At 30.2% G+C, this 17,515-nt stretch carries 16 protein-coding genes and 1 riboswitch; of the genes, 14 read left to right on the forward strand and 2 right to left on the reverse strand.

Annotation, left to right across the window (positions count from 1 at the left end; genetic code table 11):
* Positions 1-648: 648 nt before the first annotated feature.
* The 8 genes from HMPREF1984_RS01210 (at position 649) to HMPREF1984_RS01245 (ending at position 9,588) form a co-directional block, all read left to right on the forward strand.
* Positions 649-1,761: a hypothetical protein gene (locus HMPREF1984_RS01210; protein WP_021766046.1), complete on the forward strand. Its 1,113-nt coding sequence runs from the start codon at positions 649-651 to the stop codon at positions 1,759-1,761.
* A 61-nt stretch (positions 1,762-1,822) separates the two neighbouring features.
* Entirely contained in the window at positions 1,823-2,764 is a 942-nt protein-coding gene (locus HMPREF1984_RS01215) for a YafY family protein (protein WP_021766047.1), read from the forward strand.
* 95 nt (positions 2,765-2,859) lie between these two features.
* Positions 2,860-3,894: a restriction endonuclease gene (locus HMPREF1984_RS01220; protein WP_021766048.1), complete on the forward strand. Its 1,035-nt coding sequence runs from the start codon at positions 2,860-2,862 to the stop codon at positions 3,892-3,894.
* A 327-nt stretch (positions 3,895-4,221) separates the two neighbouring features.
* Positions 4,222-5,256 (forward strand): ABC transporter substrate-binding protein, encoded by a 1,035-nt coding sequence (locus tag HMPREF1984_RS01225; RefSeq protein WP_021766049.1) that lies wholly within the window; start codon positions 4,222-4,224, stop codon positions 5,254-5,256.
* Between the two features lie 3 nt (positions 5,257-5,259).
* Positions 5,260-6,975, forward strand: coding sequence for an iron ABC transporter permease (locus HMPREF1984_RS01230; RefSeq protein ID WP_021766050.1), 1,716 nt, complete (start codon positions 5,260-5,262; stop codon positions 6,973-6,975).
* Positions 6,947-7,960, forward strand: coding sequence for an ABC transporter ATP-binding protein (locus HMPREF1984_RS01235; protein WP_021766051.1), 1,014 nt, complete (start codon positions 6,947-6,949; stop codon positions 7,958-7,960). The genes HMPREF1984_RS01230 and HMPREF1984_RS01235 overlap by 29 nt, the downstream gene beginning before the upstream one ends.
* A 52-nt stretch (positions 7,961-8,012) precedes the next feature.
* Positions 8,013-8,582, forward strand: coding sequence for a bifunctional adenosylcobinamide kinase/adenosylcobinamide-phosphate guanylyltransferase (cobU, locus tag HMPREF1984_RS01240; protein WP_021766052.1), 570 nt, complete (start codon positions 8,013-8,015; stop codon positions 8,580-8,582).
* A gap of 67 nt (positions 8,583-8,649) precedes the next feature.
* Positions 8,650-9,588, forward strand: coding sequence for an acyltransferase (locus tag HMPREF1984_RS01245; protein ID WP_021766053.1), 939 nt, complete (start codon positions 8,650-8,652; stop codon positions 9,586-9,588).
* Positions 9,589-9,897: 309 nt separating this feature from the next.
* On the opposite strand, the gene HMPREF1984_RS01250 is transcribed toward HMPREF1984_RS01245, so the two are convergent.
* Positions 9,898-10,356, reverse strand: a complete 459-nt coding sequence (locus HMPREF1984_RS01250; protein WP_021766054.1) for a DIP1984 family protein — start codon at positions 10,354-10,356, stop codon at positions 9,898-9,900.
* A gap of 122 nt (positions 10,357-10,478) precedes the next feature.
* Positions 10,479-10,598, forward strand: a riboswitch (FMN riboswitch).
* A 217-nt stretch (positions 10,599-10,815) separates the two neighbouring features.
* Here HMPREF1984_RS01250 and ribE point away from each other — a divergent pair.
* From ribE to HMPREF1984_RS01270, 4 genes are read left to right on the forward strand one after another with little or no spacing between them, the layout of a single operon-like run.
* Complete coding sequence (gene ribE, locus HMPREF1984_RS01255) at positions 10,816-11,280, forward strand: 6,7-dimethyl-8-ribityllumazine synthase (protein ID WP_021766055.1); 465 nt, start codon at positions 10,816-10,818, stop codon at positions 11,278-11,280.
* A gap of 16 nt (positions 11,281-11,296) precedes the next feature.
* Positions 11,297-12,445: a bifunctional diaminohydroxyphosphoribosylaminopyrimidine deaminase/5-amino-6-(5-phosphoribosylamino)uracil reductase RibD gene (ribD, locus tag HMPREF1984_RS01260; RefSeq protein WP_036099342.1), complete on the forward strand. Its 1,149-nt coding sequence runs from the start codon at positions 11,297-11,299 to the stop codon at positions 12,443-12,445.
* Positions 12,446-12,453: 8 nt separating this feature from the next.
* A complete protein-coding gene (locus HMPREF1984_RS01265; protein WP_021766057.1) occupies positions 12,454-13,125 on the forward strand; it encodes a riboflavin synthase in 672 nt (223 codons plus the stop codon).
* 31 nt (positions 13,126-13,156) lie between these two features.
* Complete coding sequence (locus tag HMPREF1984_RS01270) at positions 13,157-14,368, forward strand: bifunctional 3,4-dihydroxy-2-butanone-4-phosphate synthase/GTP cyclohydrolase II (RefSeq protein ID WP_021766058.1); 1,212 nt, start codon at positions 13,157-13,159, stop codon at positions 14,366-14,368.
* 138 nt (positions 14,369-14,506) lie between these two features.
* Here HMPREF1984_RS01270 and HMPREF1984_RS01275 read toward each other — a convergent pair whose 3' ends face one another.
* The gene (locus HMPREF1984_RS01275; protein ID WP_021766059.1) at positions 14,507-15,193 is read right to left on the reverse strand and encodes a phosphatase PAP2 family protein; all 687 of its coding nucleotides are present in this window, start codon (positions 15,191-15,193) and stop codon (positions 14,507-14,509) included.
* A gap of 166 nt (positions 15,194-15,359) precedes the next feature.
* On the opposite strand from HMPREF1984_RS01275, the gene HMPREF1984_RS01280 reads away from it, so the two are divergent.
* Positions 15,360-16,007 (forward strand): response regulator transcription factor, encoded by a 648-nt coding sequence (locus HMPREF1984_RS01280; protein ID WP_021766060.1) that lies wholly within the window; start codon positions 15,360-15,362, stop codon positions 16,005-16,007.
* Positions 16,004-17,302, forward strand: a complete 1,299-nt coding sequence (locus HMPREF1984_RS01285; RefSeq protein WP_021766061.1) for a cell wall metabolism sensor histidine kinase WalK — start codon at positions 16,004-16,006, stop codon at positions 17,300-17,302. Before HMPREF1984_RS01280 ends, HMPREF1984_RS01285 begins: the two co-directional genes overlap by 4 nt.
* Positions 17,303-17,515 lie beyond the last annotated feature (213 nt).

Here is a 17,515-nt window from a genome sequence, read left to right on the forward strand (position 1 = left end):
TTTCCCTTCAACAAATCCATTATTTATATTATATATTATAGAGCCTTTTTATATATGCACATATTATAGAGTCTTTTTACATTAACCTAATGCAGTATTTTGCATTCTCCTTCAATATTAGTAGGATAAATTAGTAAATTACCTGTATTATGATCTACATCTGCACAGTAATTGCTCTTAGTTGAAAAAACTTCCTTTTCAGGTATTATAGCATTTTTTTTATACTTGGAATAAGTTCTGTGAACTTTGATATTATTATATTTTGTATCGTTAATAAGACATGACTTATATGTAGTTAAAACTTAAAAAATAAGGATCATAAGCCTTTTTCAAAATTTTTCCGCGTCCTTCGCAATATCCTGATGTAATTTTTTCTGTTCCTGTCATATTAAATGAACAAAATAAAATTCCTAATAAAAGCAATATTCTTTTCATTTCAGATTTCCACTCTCAGAATAATTTTTTTTTAATAAATTTTCTAAATTTAAATATTCAGCATCTTTATTTTCTGTCTAATATAATTATAACTTATATTTTTGAAAAAAGAAGAAGAATACTGTAAATAAAAATTACAAAAAAATATAAACAGACAGAAACTGTCCTTCATAAAAAGTATAATATGGAAAATAATACAAGGAGATGAGAATTATGAATAATTTAAACCCGACTAAGAATGATGCCTTTTATGCAGAAAATTTTGATGACGAGATATTTATGCACTGGATGTTAAAGTGGCTTGTGATTGATGCGCAAGGAGACAAGAGTAAAACAGCTTTAAAGAGTATGACAAAAAAATTTATTGAAGAGACTACGGGAGAAAAACTGGATACAGAAGAGATTGAAATGTATTTTATAGATTCTTTTGATAACCTTATATATGGCGATACTATTATTCAGAGACTTTTAAGTGATTCGTCAATTTTATTGATTTTAAACAGACAAGATAAGAAGGCAAGGAAATATCTATATTTTAGAAATTATTTTGATGATGAATATTCAGAAGATTTTTTAAAGTATAGGGGAAAAATATTTAGATTACTTAAAAAATATGAAAATTTAGAAGATGATGAGGAAGAAAAAATTAAAATTGTACATTTTACACATGAAAAAGTATCCAGATATGTTCGTGAAGAAATTGGGGAAACAGGAATTGTATATGACAGGGAAGATTTTCTGAAATTGTTTGAAACTTTTGAAAAAGATATAGATGACAGCATATTTGACAGCTATTATAATCATAAGAAAATAAACAGGAAGGATTCAGTAGATGATGTAAAGGAAATTGTAGATTTACATGATATTCTACAAAAATATATGGAAACAAAGAATGATAAATATGATGTTTATAAGAGTCTTACTTACATGGAATGGGTTAAAGATGAATTTTTTCTGCAATTTACATATACCACGGATGAAGACTTGAATCCGATTGAAGTGATTGAATTGTGTTACTATACTTTGGAACCTGTGGAAGATGGTTTTTTAAAGTTAATGCAGGATGAGTTAAAAGAGGTATTTGATGATTTTACAATAATTGAAGAATTCTATCGCAGAAGAGAAAAAGTTGCATTAATGTATATGAAATTTAATAAGAATACTACATTAAAGGAAATAGAGAAAAAAATAGACGAAATAATCGAAAAATTAGAGAAGTATAATAAAGAGAATGAAAGTTTGGATATAAGAAATGAATATGCTGACATGAGGTATAGGAGAAAAAAAGCAAAGCCTAAAATAAAAAGAGTATCAATTCGTCGTTGACAAAAAGTAAAAGGAAGTTATAATTAAGTATAATAAAAGACTATGGAAGGGCTTAGTTATAATGGAAAAGATTAAAGATTCTGAGGAAAAAATATTTAGAATATTAAAAATAATAAAGAGGTTACAGCAGAAAGAAATATTAAATGGAGAAAATCTGGCAAATGAATTTAATGTTGATATAAAAACAATACAGAGAGATATAAAGACTTTGAGAGATTATCTTTTTGAAGAAAGTGATTCAGATATAGAATATTCCAGAGCTAAGAATGGATATTACCTGAAAAGTAATGATAACAAATCCCTTACAAATGAGGAAATCTTGGCTATAAGTAAGATAATACTTGAAAGCAGGGCTTTTAATAAAGGTGAAACTGATAATCTGATAGATAAGCTGATTAATCTGATGTCAGGAAATGACAGAAATATTATAAAAGACCTGATAAGTAACGAAAAGTTTAATTATATCCCTCTGCGGCATGGAAAAGATTTGCTTTCGGTTATATGGAATTTGGCACAGAGCGTAAAAAATCAGGAATGGCTTTGCTTAAATTACACTACGAAAAGCAATGAAGGTAGAAAATACAATGTAAAACCTTTATCCGTAATGTTTTCAGAATATTATTTCTATCTGATTGCATATATTGAAGACAAGGAAGAATATCCTGCTATTTTCAGAATAGACAGAATTACTGAAATAAAGGATATAAATAAAAAATTTAAGATTAACTATTTGGAGAAGTTTGAAGACGGGAAATTTAGAAAATACATACAGTTCATGCATTCAGGGCCTCTCACAAAAATAAAATTCAGATATAAGGGCTATCTTGAATATGTTCTGGATAGATTTCCGACAGCAGAAGTACTAGCTGAAGAAGCGGTTGGAGAAGGAAATTCAAGATATACAGTCTATACAGTTTCAATCGAAGTTTATGGAAGCTTTGGAGCGGAAATGTGGCTAAGAAGCCAGGGAGATTATGTTATTGATTATGAAATATTGAAATAAGGTAGGATCTATAGAAATTATAAAAAAATAACTCGGATAAAACGTTTAAGGAGTTTACAATAAAATAAAATATATGAGGAAAGAAGGGATTTGAAATGGAAACAAATGAAAAAAGAGAAAAGAATTACTGGGGGTACAGAATTGATGTAAAAAATCAGGATTTCTTTTTTAAGGAATTAGAACAAGGACGTTTACGACAAGGCTGGGGGTATACTGAAAACCAAAAATTGCCTGATACAAAAGACAGCGATGCCAGAAAAAATTTTAGTATGTATAATAATGTAAAAAAAGGAGACATACTACTAATACCTAGATTACCAGATTGGGGTAGTGTTGCTATAGCTGAAGCGGCTGAAGACTGGGATAAAGGATATAAATTTGAAATTGATGATGAAAAGAAAGATTTTGGACATATTTTTCCTGCAAACTATATTGGATGTTTTAATAGACATGGAAAAGATGTTTCCGGAAATATACAAAGTACGTTAAAAGCAAGAAATAGATTTTGGAATATCAGTCGTCTTTCAAAAGATGTTGAAAAAATTATGAAAAATTTAGAAGGAAACAAGGAATCAACAAGTGTCATTGAAAATATAAAAAATATAGTATCAGAACAAGTAAAATCTTGTTTTGATTTAAAGGGATTTTATGAAAAAGTTATCGTTGAATACAATCAAAAATTTACAGCTTCTCAGTGGGAAGATGTGCTAAAAAATGTTTTAGAAAAAATCTATCCTGGATATGAAATTGAAAAAACTGGCGGTATGAAAGAAGAAGAACATGGAACAGATCTTTTAGCAGTTATATCAGGACTTTCAAATTTGGAAAAATACAACATAGCTATACAAGTAAAAAATTACAAAGGTAAGATTTCTGATGATAATATTAATAATATTATAGAACAAATAAACAAAGCCAAGCGATATAAATGGGAAAATGATGGTAAACTAATTGATCAAATTTTGGTCATAACATCAGCTAAAGAAGAGGAAAATCCGAAATTAATTGAAGAATGCAAAAACAAGGAAATTAGAGTTATTTTTTCAGAAGAACTAAAAAAATTAATTTTTCAATCAATTATTGAAAGTATTGACTTAAAAGAAATCTTTGAAGAAATGTTGAGGGATTAGCTATAAATTGCAAGCCTATTTCAAAAGCAATAAATTATTGTTTTAAAGAAGTAGGCTTTTATTGTATTTTGCCATTCAAAATACAACATTAAACTCAAAAATGAAATTTTTATCTATTCGTTTTCCTTATACACTATAATAAATTCAAATTGGACTAAAATAAAAAACTGAATTATAATATAGATAACAGGATTTGTTTTAGTTTGTAATGCAAAATATTGTTGTGTATATACACATAATGAGATGGAATAGCATTTTTATTTTAAAAACATAAACTAAAATAAATTAAATAGTAAAAACTAGAAATAAATCAAGGAGGCGAACAGAATGAGTAAAACATTAAAAAGAGTAATGTTATTAGTTTTACTAGCAATTGGACTTTTGACGGGATGTCAAAAAGGTGCTGAAACAAAAGAAGAAAAGAAAGAAAGTGCAGATGGTGGAAAAGGAACTTTAAAAGTTATAGCCGCTTATGATGCAAAAGACAAAATTTTTGAAGAATTTACAAAGAAAACAGGAATAAAAGTAGAATTCTTAGATATTTCTTCAGGAGAAGTTTTATCAAAGTTAAGTGCACAAAATGGTAAAATAGGTGCAGATGTTTGGTTCGGTGGTGGAGCAGACAGCTTTATCGTAGCAGGAGAAAAAGGATATCTTGAAAATTATGTATCACCTGAAGAAAAAGAAATGGATCAGAGATTTATTGGAAATGACTTCTGGACAGGTGTTTCTATCGTAACAGCAGGATTCTTAGTAAATACTGATGTGTTGGAAAAAAAGGGATTGCCTGAACCAACATCATGGGCAGATTTAAAAAATCCTAAATATAAAGATGAATTAATCATGGCTGACCCGGCAATTTCAGGAACAAACTATGCAGTTGTTTACAACTTGTTACAATCAATGGGAGAAGAAGCTGGATGGGCTTATCTTGAATCAATAAAAGGAAATATTCCTTTCTATGCACAACGTGGATCAGAACCTACATCAAAAGTTAAAAATGGAGAAATGGCAGTAGGAATAATCCCTCTAGGTGGAGATACTTACAAAATGGAAAAAGAATTTAAAGTTAAAAATATAATTCCTTCAGACGGACTTCCATGGGTTCCGGCAGGAATGGCAATATTCAAGGAAGCTGAAAATAAAGATGCCGCAAAAGCATTTGTTGACTGGGCATTATCAAAAGAAGGTCAGGAATTCCTGAAAACAGTTGCTCCACGTATGATGGTAAGAAAAGATGTTACTCCTCCGGAAGAATTAAAAGGAATGACTGTTGATAAACTTATGAAAATGGATATTGCAGGAATGGGAACAAGAAGAGAAGAAATCTTGAAATTATGGAAAGAAAAAATGGGGAAATAGATTATGAATTTATTCCGAAAAAATATTAGTGAAAGAGCCCAAAAGAAACATTTTGGGCGTTCTTTCTTTTATATGGAAATTACAGATAGGATATTTTATCTGATTGCCGTTGTGCCGATAATGGTATTCATATTATGGCCTATAATTGCGCTGTTTATAAGAAGTGTTTCTCCTGGCGGGAAATTTACATTGGAAATGTATAACTCGCTATTCAAGGAACATTTTACTGTAATAACTGACAGTTTATGGGTATGTATGTTATCTACAACCCTATCAGTGATAATAGGTACTGTCATAGCAGTTTACATAACTTATGCACCAAAATTAATAAAAGGAATGCTGATGCTCCTCCTTATGCTTACAATGATATCACCACCTTTCCTGTCTTCGCTTTCGTATATACTGCTATTTGGAAAGAGGGGAATAATAACGGCTGATTTACTGCATCTGAATTTTAATCCTTACGGATGGCATGGAATAGTAATAATGCAGACCTTCAGTGAAATTTCGCTGGCTGCCCTTATTATAATCGGAGGACTTACGACAATACCTTCTTCCGTTCTGGAAGCAGGAAAAGATTTAGGTTCAAAATCAGGAGCCATACTTTTTAGAATAATACTTCCAATGCTTAAATCTTCAATAGTTGCAGTTTATTTTTTAATATTTGTAAAAAATATTGCGGATTTTGGAACGCCTATTATTGTTGGAGGTAATTTTAAGATGCTTGCCACGGAGGCATATAAGGGAGTAATTTCATATGGAGAAATAGAACAGGCAGCAGCCATCAGTTTTCTTATATTTCTTCCAATTGTATTTATTTTTCTTATATATAGGCATCAGCTTACAGCATCTAATGTTATGGGAAGTTTTTCAGAAAAATCAGGTCAGGGTGAAGAAAAAAGATATCAGCTGCCATTATATCTGAAAACGATTTTTGGATTTGTGACATTATGTTTTGCAATATATATGCTGCTGCAGTATATTTCTATATTTGTTTCAGCAGTATCAAGTAACAGTGGCGGGAAATTCCACTGGACAATGGAATTTATACAGTCATTTTCACTTACTAAAATTCCAAGTATGGTAAGAAGTGTGGTTTATTCCCTGATAGCAGGAGTTACTGCCAGTTTTCTTGGAGTTCTTTTTGCATATTATATAGACCGTAGAAAAGTGAAATTTTCTAAAAGCTTTGATTTTATTGCCGCATTGCCTTATATTCTGCCTGGACCATTTTTTGGAATAGCCTATCTTCTGGCTTTTCAAAATCCACCGTTACTTTTGACAGGAACAGGGGCAATAGTGGTGCTAAACTGTATTTTCAGACAGATGCCTGTAACAACAAGGGCAGCAAGTGCCAACCTCAGCCAGATAAGTTCATTGACGGAAGATGCTGCGAGAGATCTTGGAACACCTGGGATAGCAGTATTTTTCAGAATAGTGCTTCCACAGCTGAAACCAGCATTTTTAGTAGGATTTATAAATACTTTTACAACAACAATGACAACAGTAGGTGCAATTATATTTCTGATTACCCCTTCTGCAAAGGTTGCCACAGTTGAACTGTTTAATGAAATTCGTGACGGAGATTACAGAATGGCATCAGTTATTGCAAGTCTGCTGATTTTAGTAATATTACTTGTAAATATTTTATTTTCAATATTCATATTAAGAAAAAAGAAGGAGGGAAAGCATGTATCTTCAGCTGAAAAATCTATATAAGAAGTATCAGGATAATACTGTAGTGAGTAATTTTAATATAGATGTGGAAAAAGGGGAACTGATAAGTATTCTCGGGCCGAGCGGATGCGGAAAGACAACAACGTTGAGAATGATAGCAGGATTTATAACTCCCACATCAGGAGATATCTTTCTTTCAGGAGAAAAAATAACTGATTATCCGCCTGAAACACGTCCTGTGAGTACAGTTTTTCAAAATTATGCACTGTTTCCTCATCTGACTGTTTATGAAAATATTGAATATGGTCTTAGATATCCTTTAAAAGTTGGAAAAAAACTTGATAAGAAGGAAAAAAAGGAAAGGACAGAAAGAATAATAAATCTTGTAAATCTTAAAGGGCTTGAAAAAAGAAGAATAGACCAGATAAGTGGTGGCCAGCAGCAGAGGGTAGCTTTGGCAAGATCTCTTGTGCTTGAGCCAAAGGTTCTTTTACTTGACGAACCTTTATCAAATATTGATACAAAATTAAGGGAAACTGTAAGAAATGAAATAAGAAAAATACAGAAGGAACTAGGAATAACAATGATTTTTGTTACTCACGATCAGGAAGAGGCAATGAGCATTTCAGATAGGATTGTTGTTATGAATGGGGGGAATATTGAGCAGATAGGAACTCCACGTGAAATCTATACATTTCCTGAAACTGTTTTTGTTGCAGAATTTATAGGAAAGGCGAATATTATAAAAAGGGATAAAAAAAGCTTTATAATTCGTCCTGAAAATGTTAATATACCCTATAATGAAATAAATGAAGGAAATACGGATGAAGTAATTTCAGAAAAAGGAAAAATTATCAGTAAGGAATATCATGGAGCACTTATTTCCTATGAAATTGAAGTTATGAATGAACTGTCAGGCTTGAAAAGACTGAATGCTGTTATGATTTCCGGAAAAAAGGAATTTGAAACAGGGGAAATAGTGAGATATTCTATAAATAAACAGGATTTGTATGAGATAAAATCATAAAATTTGAAAATAATTAAGAGGATAAATTATAAAAATAGAAAATGGGGGAAATATGGCGCTGATTTATGTAACAGGAGGAGCTAAGAGCGGGAAAAGCAAGTTTGCTGAAAATCTTCTGCTTGGAATGAATAACGGGAATCAGAAAAATATTTATCTGGCAACTTCTGTTGCATTTGATGAAGAGATGAAGGTAAAAGTGGCTCTTCATAAGGAAAGAAGGCAGGATAAATGGCTTACAGTGGAAAGTTATAAAAATTTTAGTGAAACTCTGAAAGATGTACTTTCAGATGAAACAAAAGATAATATGCTTGTCGACTGCCTTACAAATATGATAAGCAATATTATTTTTGAGGAACATGACATCAACTGGGACAAACCTTCAGAAAAAGATTTTGAAAAATGTAACATTTCAGTGGAAAAACAGGTAAATGAACTGATAAATATTGTAAATAGATTTGAAAATGTTATCATTGTTTCAAATGAACTGGGAATGGGTATCGTTCCCAGTTATCCTCTTGGAAGATATTTCAGGGAAATAGCAGGAAAAATGAATCAGAAAATAGCAGAAATTGCTGATGAAGCATATTTCGTGGTATCGGGAATACCTATGAAGATAAAATAGAAATTGGGGGATTTATATGCTTAGAAAAGTGATTTTAATTTTTTACATGAAAGGAGTTTTATAAACAATGAATATTGACATTATAAGAATATTTGCTTTTGCTTTTATTGTGATGTTACATACTCTGAACAGGCAATATGGACTTACTGTGTGGATGAGCGGATATGCAGTTATTTCAATAGGAGTAAATCTTTTTATTATGATAAGTGGATATCTGTTGCTGGACAAGGCAGAATCAGTAAAGGACTTTTTTAAGAAAAGATTTTTCAGTATACTTCCTTTATTTGCAGTTTTTAATATAGTCTATATTTATTTTTATAATCATTCTTTCATGGCAATAAAAAAAATATCAGCACCTCATTTCTGGTATATTTATATGATTCTAGGATTGTATTTACTGACTCCGTGGCTGAGAAAGGTTTTGCAGTATGCAGAAAAGGAAACTTTTTATGTAGTTGTATTATGGTTTTTGTGTAATATACTTAATCCATATTTACAGTTTTTCAGATTACCTAAGATACCTTTTTCCCATTTTCCAATAACTGGCTTTATCGGATATTATATCTTAGGATATTATTTGAAAAAATACAGTAAAAAATTAGGGAAAATACCCTTTATCTGGGTAATAGCAGTATATATGGCCGGATTTTTTATAAGTGTTTTGTCTACAAGATATATTCTTATTACAACTGGAAACAGAATATCAGATTTTTTTGATAAAAATTCACTGGGAACATTTTTCATGACAGTTTCGTTCTTTATTTTCTGGCTGAAATTCAATTTTAATAGTAGAAACAGTATTGTGAGAATGATTTCAGATTCAACGTATTTTGCATATTTGATTCATATAATAGTTCTGCATTATGTTGTTAAAATAAGCGATGAAATGATTTTCAAATCAGTTGCAACCATTGTAGTAAGTATTATTACCGGGATTCTTTACAATTATACTAAAAAAATATTTGATGGATTTTGCAAAAGATATGAAAAAAAGACAATAAAATAACAGATAATTTATAATTAGATTTCATGAGAAGAAAGACTGTTCTTCTCTTTTTTATATCAATCCCCGTAGACCCGCCCTCGATATTATTAAAACAGTGTGTGGTAGTAACATTAAATCTATTGAAAGATATATAACTGTACACATGTGACAATACTGAGGATAAAAGTAAAAAAAGTTTAAATCTCCTCCTGATTCCATAAGCGTGACAGGCTTGTTTAAAATTCCGAAGAATTTTAGAGACACTCGCTTTTAACAATATCTACACCAAATATAAAACTGTATAGTAAAATTTTCAGCTGATTAGAAATATTAGTTTTCAATCAGTTCAGTCAGCCAGTTTGCCTGCTGAAGTTCAGTATCAGTTTCCCTGATTTTTTTTGAAAGCAAATCAAGTTCTTTCTGTAAAGCAGGAACATCTACTGTACTCATTATTTTTATTTCTGTAGTTGAATACAGGTTTACTTTCTGACCTGCAATATTTAAAAATCCTCTTAAAATATTTGATTTTAAAGTCAGAGTATCTCTTTCTGCTATCAGATCTGCAAGAGTCTGACCGTTTGAAACGGTAACACAGTTAGTTTTGTTAATCTGCTTAATAAGAATTTTCAGCTGATTAATGTTGTTATCAAGTTCATTCAGAAGTTCTTCAGGTTTTTCTGAAGGTTCGTCATTTTCCTGAACTTTTGCATTATTATTAAGTCTCACCCTTAACTGATCTATTCTTTTCTGTAAATCTGCCCTTAAAATAAGAGCCTCGGCAAGTTTCATATATAACCTCCATTTTATTTTTATATATTAAATTTATATAATTGAATTATACTCAAAAGATTTTTTTATGTCAATATTGTTGACAAAAAAATAAAAAAGGAGTATGATGAATTTATAAAACAATTAAACTTCAGGGCAGGGTGAAATTCCCGACCGGTGGTATATAAGTCCACGCGATTGAAAAATCAAGAACCGGTGTGATTCCGGTACCGATAGTATAGTCTAGATGAAAGAAGTTGAAATATAGTAATAATCGTATTTAAAGTGTATATGAGTTAATATGCTGATGTTGTTACAGTTTTTATATAGCTTAGCTTGTGATAGATGAAAAATGTATGTGGCATCAGATATTGAAAGTATATGAAGATTATTACAGATATTTAGTCCCGGGGTTTTAATTAATCCTGTTTTTTTATTACCTGAAAAATTGTTTTAAATAAAATTATTTTAGGAGGAAAAATGAAAAAATTTGAAGGGAAATTTAATGGAAAAGGAATAAAAATCGGTATTGTAGCAGGGAGATTTAATGAGTTTATTACATCAAAATTAGTAGGCGGAGCAGTAGATGTACTGAAAAGAAATGACGTAAATGATGAAGATATAGACATTGCCTGGGTTCCGGGTGCATTTGAAATACCGTTGATTACTAAAAAAATGGCTGAATCAAAAAAATATGATGCAATAATAACTTTGGGAGCAGTTATAAAAGGTTCTACACCACATTTTGACTATGTATGTGCAGAAGTTTCCAAAGGAGTGGCTCAGATTTCATTGCAGACAGGTTTGCCTATAATGTTTGGAGTGCTGACTACAAATAATATCGAAGAAGCAATAGAAAGAGCTGGAACAAAGGCAGGAAATAAAGGTTCTGATGTTGCGTTTGGTGCATTGGAAATGATTGATTTGATAAAAAATATTGGATAAAGTTAAGGAAAATAATATGGAAGAAAATATTAATGAAAAATATATGCGGATGGCAATTGAACTGGCGAAAAAAGGTGCAGGAGCAGTAAATCCTAATCCAATGGTTGGAGCTGTTGTAGTGAAAAATGGCGAAGTAATCGGGAGAGGATATCATAAGTTTTTTGGCGGTCCCCATGCGGAAGTTTATGCATTGGAAGAGGCTGGTGAAAAAGCTGAAGGAGCTACAATTTATGTGACTTTGGAGCCATGTTCCCATTATGGAAAAACACCGCCTTGTGCAAAAAAAATAATAGATATGGGAATAAAGAAGTGTTTTATCGGCTCAAGTGACCCAAATCCGAAAGTGGCAGGTAAAGGTGTGGCAATGCTGAAAGAAGCAGGAATTGAAGTTGTTGAAAATGTATTAAAAGAGGAATGTGATAAGGTAAATCAGGTTTTCTTTAAATATATAAAAACAAAGATTCCTTATCTGTTTGTAAAATGTGGAATAACATTGGACGGAAAGATAGCCTTGTCAAATGGGATTTCAAAGTGGATAACAAATAGCATCGCCAGAGAGAAGGTTCAGTATTACAGAAATAAATTTATGGGAATAATGGTCGGGATAAATACAGTTCTTACTGACAATCCAAGTTTGACAGCGAGAATTGAAAATGGTGTAAATCCTTTCAGAATTATTGTTGATCCGAATCTGCAAATTGATGAAAACTGTAAAGTTGTGAAAAATAATGAGGATGAGAAAACTATGATTATTACTTCACAAAAAAATCTGTTTACTGAAGATACTGAAAATACTGAAATTCAAATTAAGCAAAAAAGATTATCTGAAGAAAATAAAGTAAAATTTATTTTTATTGATGGAGAAAAATTTTCTTTTAAAGAAATGCTTGAAGAAATTGGAAAAACAGGAATTGACAGCATTTTACTGGAAGGTGGAGAAACCCTTATTTCTCTTGCGTTTGAAGAAAATGTAATTGACGGCGGAGAAATTTTTATTGCAAACAAGATTTTAGGTGATAGCAGAGCAAAACCTTTTATTTCGGGATTTGTAAGGGAGAAAATGGAAGAGGCTGTTCAATTGACAAATGTGAGAAATAATATTTATGGTGAAAATGTAGGAATGGAGTTCTATTTTAAAAAATATAATGAAATGGAACAGGATTAGGAGAAAATATGTTTACAGGTTTAGTCGAAGAAATGGGAAAAGTAGTGAATATTTCTAAAAAAGCGACCGGTTTAGGAATAACGATAAAAGGTGACAAGGTTACTGAAAAGGCAGAAATTGGAGATAGTATAGCGGTAAATGGAGTCTGCCTGACAGTTACGGAATTGAGTGGAAATACTTTTACAGCAGATGTGATGTATGAAACGATTGAAAGAAGCGGGCTGAAACGGATAACTGCCGGAGAAACTGTAAATCTTGAAAAATCATTGACTTTAACTACATTTTTAGGTGGCCATCTTGTCATGGGAGATGTTGACAGTGAGGCAGAAATTATTTCAATTGTTCCAAAAGGGATTGCTAAACTGTATAAATTTCAGCTGGAAGAAAAACATAGGCAGAATATAAAATATGTAGTTGAAAAAGGTCGTGTGACAATAGACGGAGCAAGCCTTACAGTCATTGATACAGATGATGATTCAGGAACTTTTTCTGTGTCACTTATTCCACATACTTTGGAAAATATAACACTTGGAAAAAAGAAAGTCGGAGATTTTGTTAATATAGAAACAGATTTATTTGGGAAATATGTGGAAAAAATTTTGAAATTTAATAATGTAGAAACTGAAAAGAAAGAAAAATCCGGCATTACAATGGATTTTTTACAAAAAAATGGGTTTTAAGGTATAAATATATCTGAAAAGAGGTAGGAAAATGGAAAGAAAATTTAATACAATAGAAGAAGCAATAGAAGAAATAAGAAATGGGAAACCAATAGTTATAGTAGATGATGAAGACAGGGAAAATGAAGGGGACTTATTTTTACCTGCAGAAGTGGCAACATACGAGACAATAAATTTCATGATAAACAATGCTAGAGGTCTTATGTGTGTTCCGTTAACAGAGGAAAGGGCAGAAGAACTGGAACTTGCATTTATGACAGAACATAATACAGATAATCATGGAACAGCCTTTACAGTGTCAGTTGATGCAGCAGAAGGGACAACTACGGGAATATCTACTGGAGACAGGCTTAAAACAATAAAAGATCTTGCAGATCCTTCAAAAAAGGCGGAAGATTTTAGAAGACCTGGGCATATGTTCCCACTTGTTGCAAAAAAAGGTGGAGTCATAGAAAGAAAAGGCCATACAGAAGCAGCTGTTGATTTAGCTGGAATTGCAGGATTTTCAAAAGTTGGAGTAATAATGGAAATTTTAAATGAAGACGGAACTATGGCAAGAAAGGATCAGCTGTTTGAATTCTGTAAAAAAAATGAACTTAAGATAATAACTATAGAAGACTTGATTATATACAGAAAAAAACATGAAAAACTTGTAAAAATGGAAGCTGAAGTGAAAATTGCAACTAAATTTGGAAATTTTGATTTTGCAGGATACAGTGACAAAATTGAAAACAAGGAATACATAGCCATTATAAAAGGTGATATACGTAATAAGGAGAATGTCAGTGTAAGATTGCATTCAGAATGTCTGACAGGAGATGTTTTCGGCTCTAAACGTTGCGACTGCCAGGATCAGCTTCACAGGGCACTACGTGAAATAGAGGAAAAAGGTGAAGGCCTTCTAATTTATTCAAGACAGGAAGGCAGAGGAATAGGAATACTTAACAAACTGAAGGCGTACAGGCTGCAGGATGAAGGGTATGACACAGTTGAAGCAAATCATCAGCTTGGATTTGAAGATGATCTGAGGGATTATGCAATAGCGGCACAGATTATAAAAGACCTTGGAGTAAAATCGGTTTCCTTGAAAACAAATAATCCTCTGAAAATAAAAGGCTTGGAGCAGTACGGTGTAACTGTTGCATCAAGAGAGGAAATTGAGATAGAAGTTAATGCCTATGATAAGAAATATCTGAAAACAAAGAAGGAAAAAATGGGGCATATATTGAGACAGGAGCTATAAAGTAAATTGTAAAATATGTACTGCACCCAAAATCTTAGACACAAATTGAAGGTGCAGTACACAAATATGGTTTTTATATATTTTGTTTACAATTTTTGTTTTAATCATTCTTTCTTTTTTTAGCAATTAATTAATTAATTAATTAATCACTTCTAGTTTTCTTTTCTTATATTTTATATTGAAGATAATATTTTTTAAATAATTAATTTTGTACCATTGCAAATTTATTTTTTTGTATATAATTTTTGCGATAAAATATGAAAGAATAACACTTGCAACAACATCAGTAGTCCAATGACGCACTAGATAAACACGGCTCATTCCTACTAAAACTCCTAATACGAATAAAATTGTCCTGATAAATTTATTTTTTATGTAAAATGATAAAATCCAAATTGTTCCCCAAATAGTAATTGTATGTCCTGATGGAAAAGAAACATAACTTCCTTTCCAAAATGAGCTGTCTTTAATCATAGTCATGATTCCATAAAATTTATCAGGATTTATAGTTATTGATGGTCTTGCTCTTGCGAATAATACTTTCATTATATTCACTGTAATTTGAGTCGAAAGCAAAGTAAAAATTATTGCTAAAATATATTTTTTTAAAAAATTATATTTCTGTTTATTGCTTAAAAATAATGAGAGTAATACAATTGTAAGTAACAATTCAAAATATCCTTCACCAAATTTAGTAATAAAACGAAAAAATCTTTCAATACTTTCTGAATGACGAAAAATACTTGAATCTGAAATATATGATAAATGTTTAAAAAAGAATTTATCTATAGAAAAAATATAATTTGTTAGTTTCAATTGTATCACTTCTCCTTCTCTTTAAATGAAAAAATTATTAGTTATTTGATTTATATCTTTTTATTTTTCTAAAATTAAGATATAATATTTTTAAGATGAGTAATATTAACATAAAAAATAAATTTTAAAATGAATTTAAACTGAATAAATTTTGGAAAGGAAAAATAAAAGAAAAATGGGAAAGATATTAGTTGTTGAAGATGATAAAAAAATATCTAGAATTTTGAAATTACAGCTGGAGCGGAAAAATCATGAAATTACGGTAATTGAAAATGGAATTGATGCTTTGAATGAAATTGATAAAAAGAGGGATTTTTATGATTTGATGCTTTTAGATTTGGGACTGCCTTTGATGGAAGGAAATGATGTCTGCAAAAATGTTAGAAAAATATCAGAAGTTCCAATAATCGTTGTTTCTGCAAAAAATAACATTGAAGAAAAAGTTGACTTATTGAAATCAGGAGCTAGTGATTATGTTACGAAACCTTTTGATTTTCTTGAGCTTGATGCAAGAATTGACATAAATATTAGAAAAGAGAAAATTTCTGAAATTGTTTATAAAACATTAAAGTTAAATACTGAAAATTATTCTGTTTATTTGGAAGAAACACCTGTTTTATTAACAAAAACGGAATTTGAACTGGTTAAGCTTTTGATTGAGAATAAAGAGGAAATTGTTTCACGAGATAGAATTGTTGAAAAAATATGGGGTTGGGAAGCTAGTGATAATCTGCTTGATAGTACGATGAAAAAAATTAGGCAAAAATTGGGAAAAGAAAAAATTAAAACTGTGAGAGGAATTGGGTATATTTTAAAAATATGAAAAAAATAAAAGACAAAATAATTTTTGCAAATACGATAAGTCTAGTTTTTATCTCATTTATAATTATATTGGGAATGACTATATTTTTAATTCATAAAGCTGTTGAAGCTGAAACTAAAGAAATGGATAAACTTGTCTTATCTGCCATTGAAAAAATAAATAATGTTCCAACTGATAAATTGAAAGAGACTTACAAAAATTACGATTATGCCGATAAACAATATATTTCTCTTGCGGTTGAAAAAAATGGGAATTTTATTTATTTGACAGATGACGAAAATCGTTCGGATTTTAAGAAAATTGAAGAGAATAAACTTGAAACAAAATGGGACAGATTTGTCTACAAAAGAATTTACACTGTGAATAATACAAAATATTATGCAATAAGAAATTTTGAATTTATGGAAGCACATGAAATTTTGTACGTTATGCTTTTAATGTTTGCTTTAATCACGATTTCGATTATTGTAATTTCAAAAATTGTTGCTGAAAATGTGTTAAATCCTTTGACAAACATAATTTCCCAAAGTAAGGAAATGAATGAACACAATATTGATACACAATTGACAAAAACAAGAGATGATGAAATTGGAGAATTAATTGATGTATTAAACGAAACTTTTAAGAAAAAAGAGGAAATTATAAAAAGTCAGAAGACATTTTCTTCTGATGTGTCACATGAATTGAAAACGCCACTCGCCATAATGAAAGGTTATTTGGATGTTTTAAAATGGGGGAAAGATGATGAAAAATTATTAGAAGAAGCCATTGAAAATATGGATATTGAAGTAAAAAATTTTGAAAGAATTATAAATACACTGTTTTTAAGTTCCAATCTTGAAAAAATTACTATAAAAAAAGAAGTTATTGATGTAAAACAACTTTTTGAAAAAATAAAAAAAGATTATGAACTTTTGAATATCAAAAGGGAAATTTTAGTAAAATCTGATGACAATGTGAATATCTTTGTCGATAAAAATTTGATTTCAGAAGTTTTGCGTGGATTGATTGACAATAGCATAAAATATTCTATTGGAAATATTGAATTAATTGCGAAAGAAAGTGAAATAGTTGAAATTATTGTAAGAAATTATGGAGAAGGAATTCCTGAAGAAGAAAAGAAAAAAATATTTAGTAGAAATTTTCAAGGTAAAAATGCTAAAAAAGGAGCTGGACTTGGACTTTCTATTATACGAGATATTATTTTGCTAAATGATGGAGAAATTTATTTGGAAAATAGGAAAGACGGAGTTGATGTGAGAATGGAATTTAAAAAAGTTGAAATTGAAGAATAAAAATAATTAAAATAGAAATAATTAAAAAAACAGAGTGCTATAACCACTCTGAAATTATTTACATAAATATATTTGGATTTCTTATTTTTTTAGTTAAAAAAATAAGAAGAAATTTATAAAAATCTCCATCCTTATTTTTAAAACTGCTATTTTAAATGAAAAAATTATTAGTTATTTGGTTTATATCTTTTTATTTTTCTAAAATTAAGATAT

The organism is Leptotrichia sp. oral taxon 215 str. W9775, assembly GCF_000469505.1.
Classification (GTDB): Bacteria; Fusobacteriota; Fusobacteriia; order Fusobacteriales; family Leptotrichiaceae; genus Leptotrichia_A.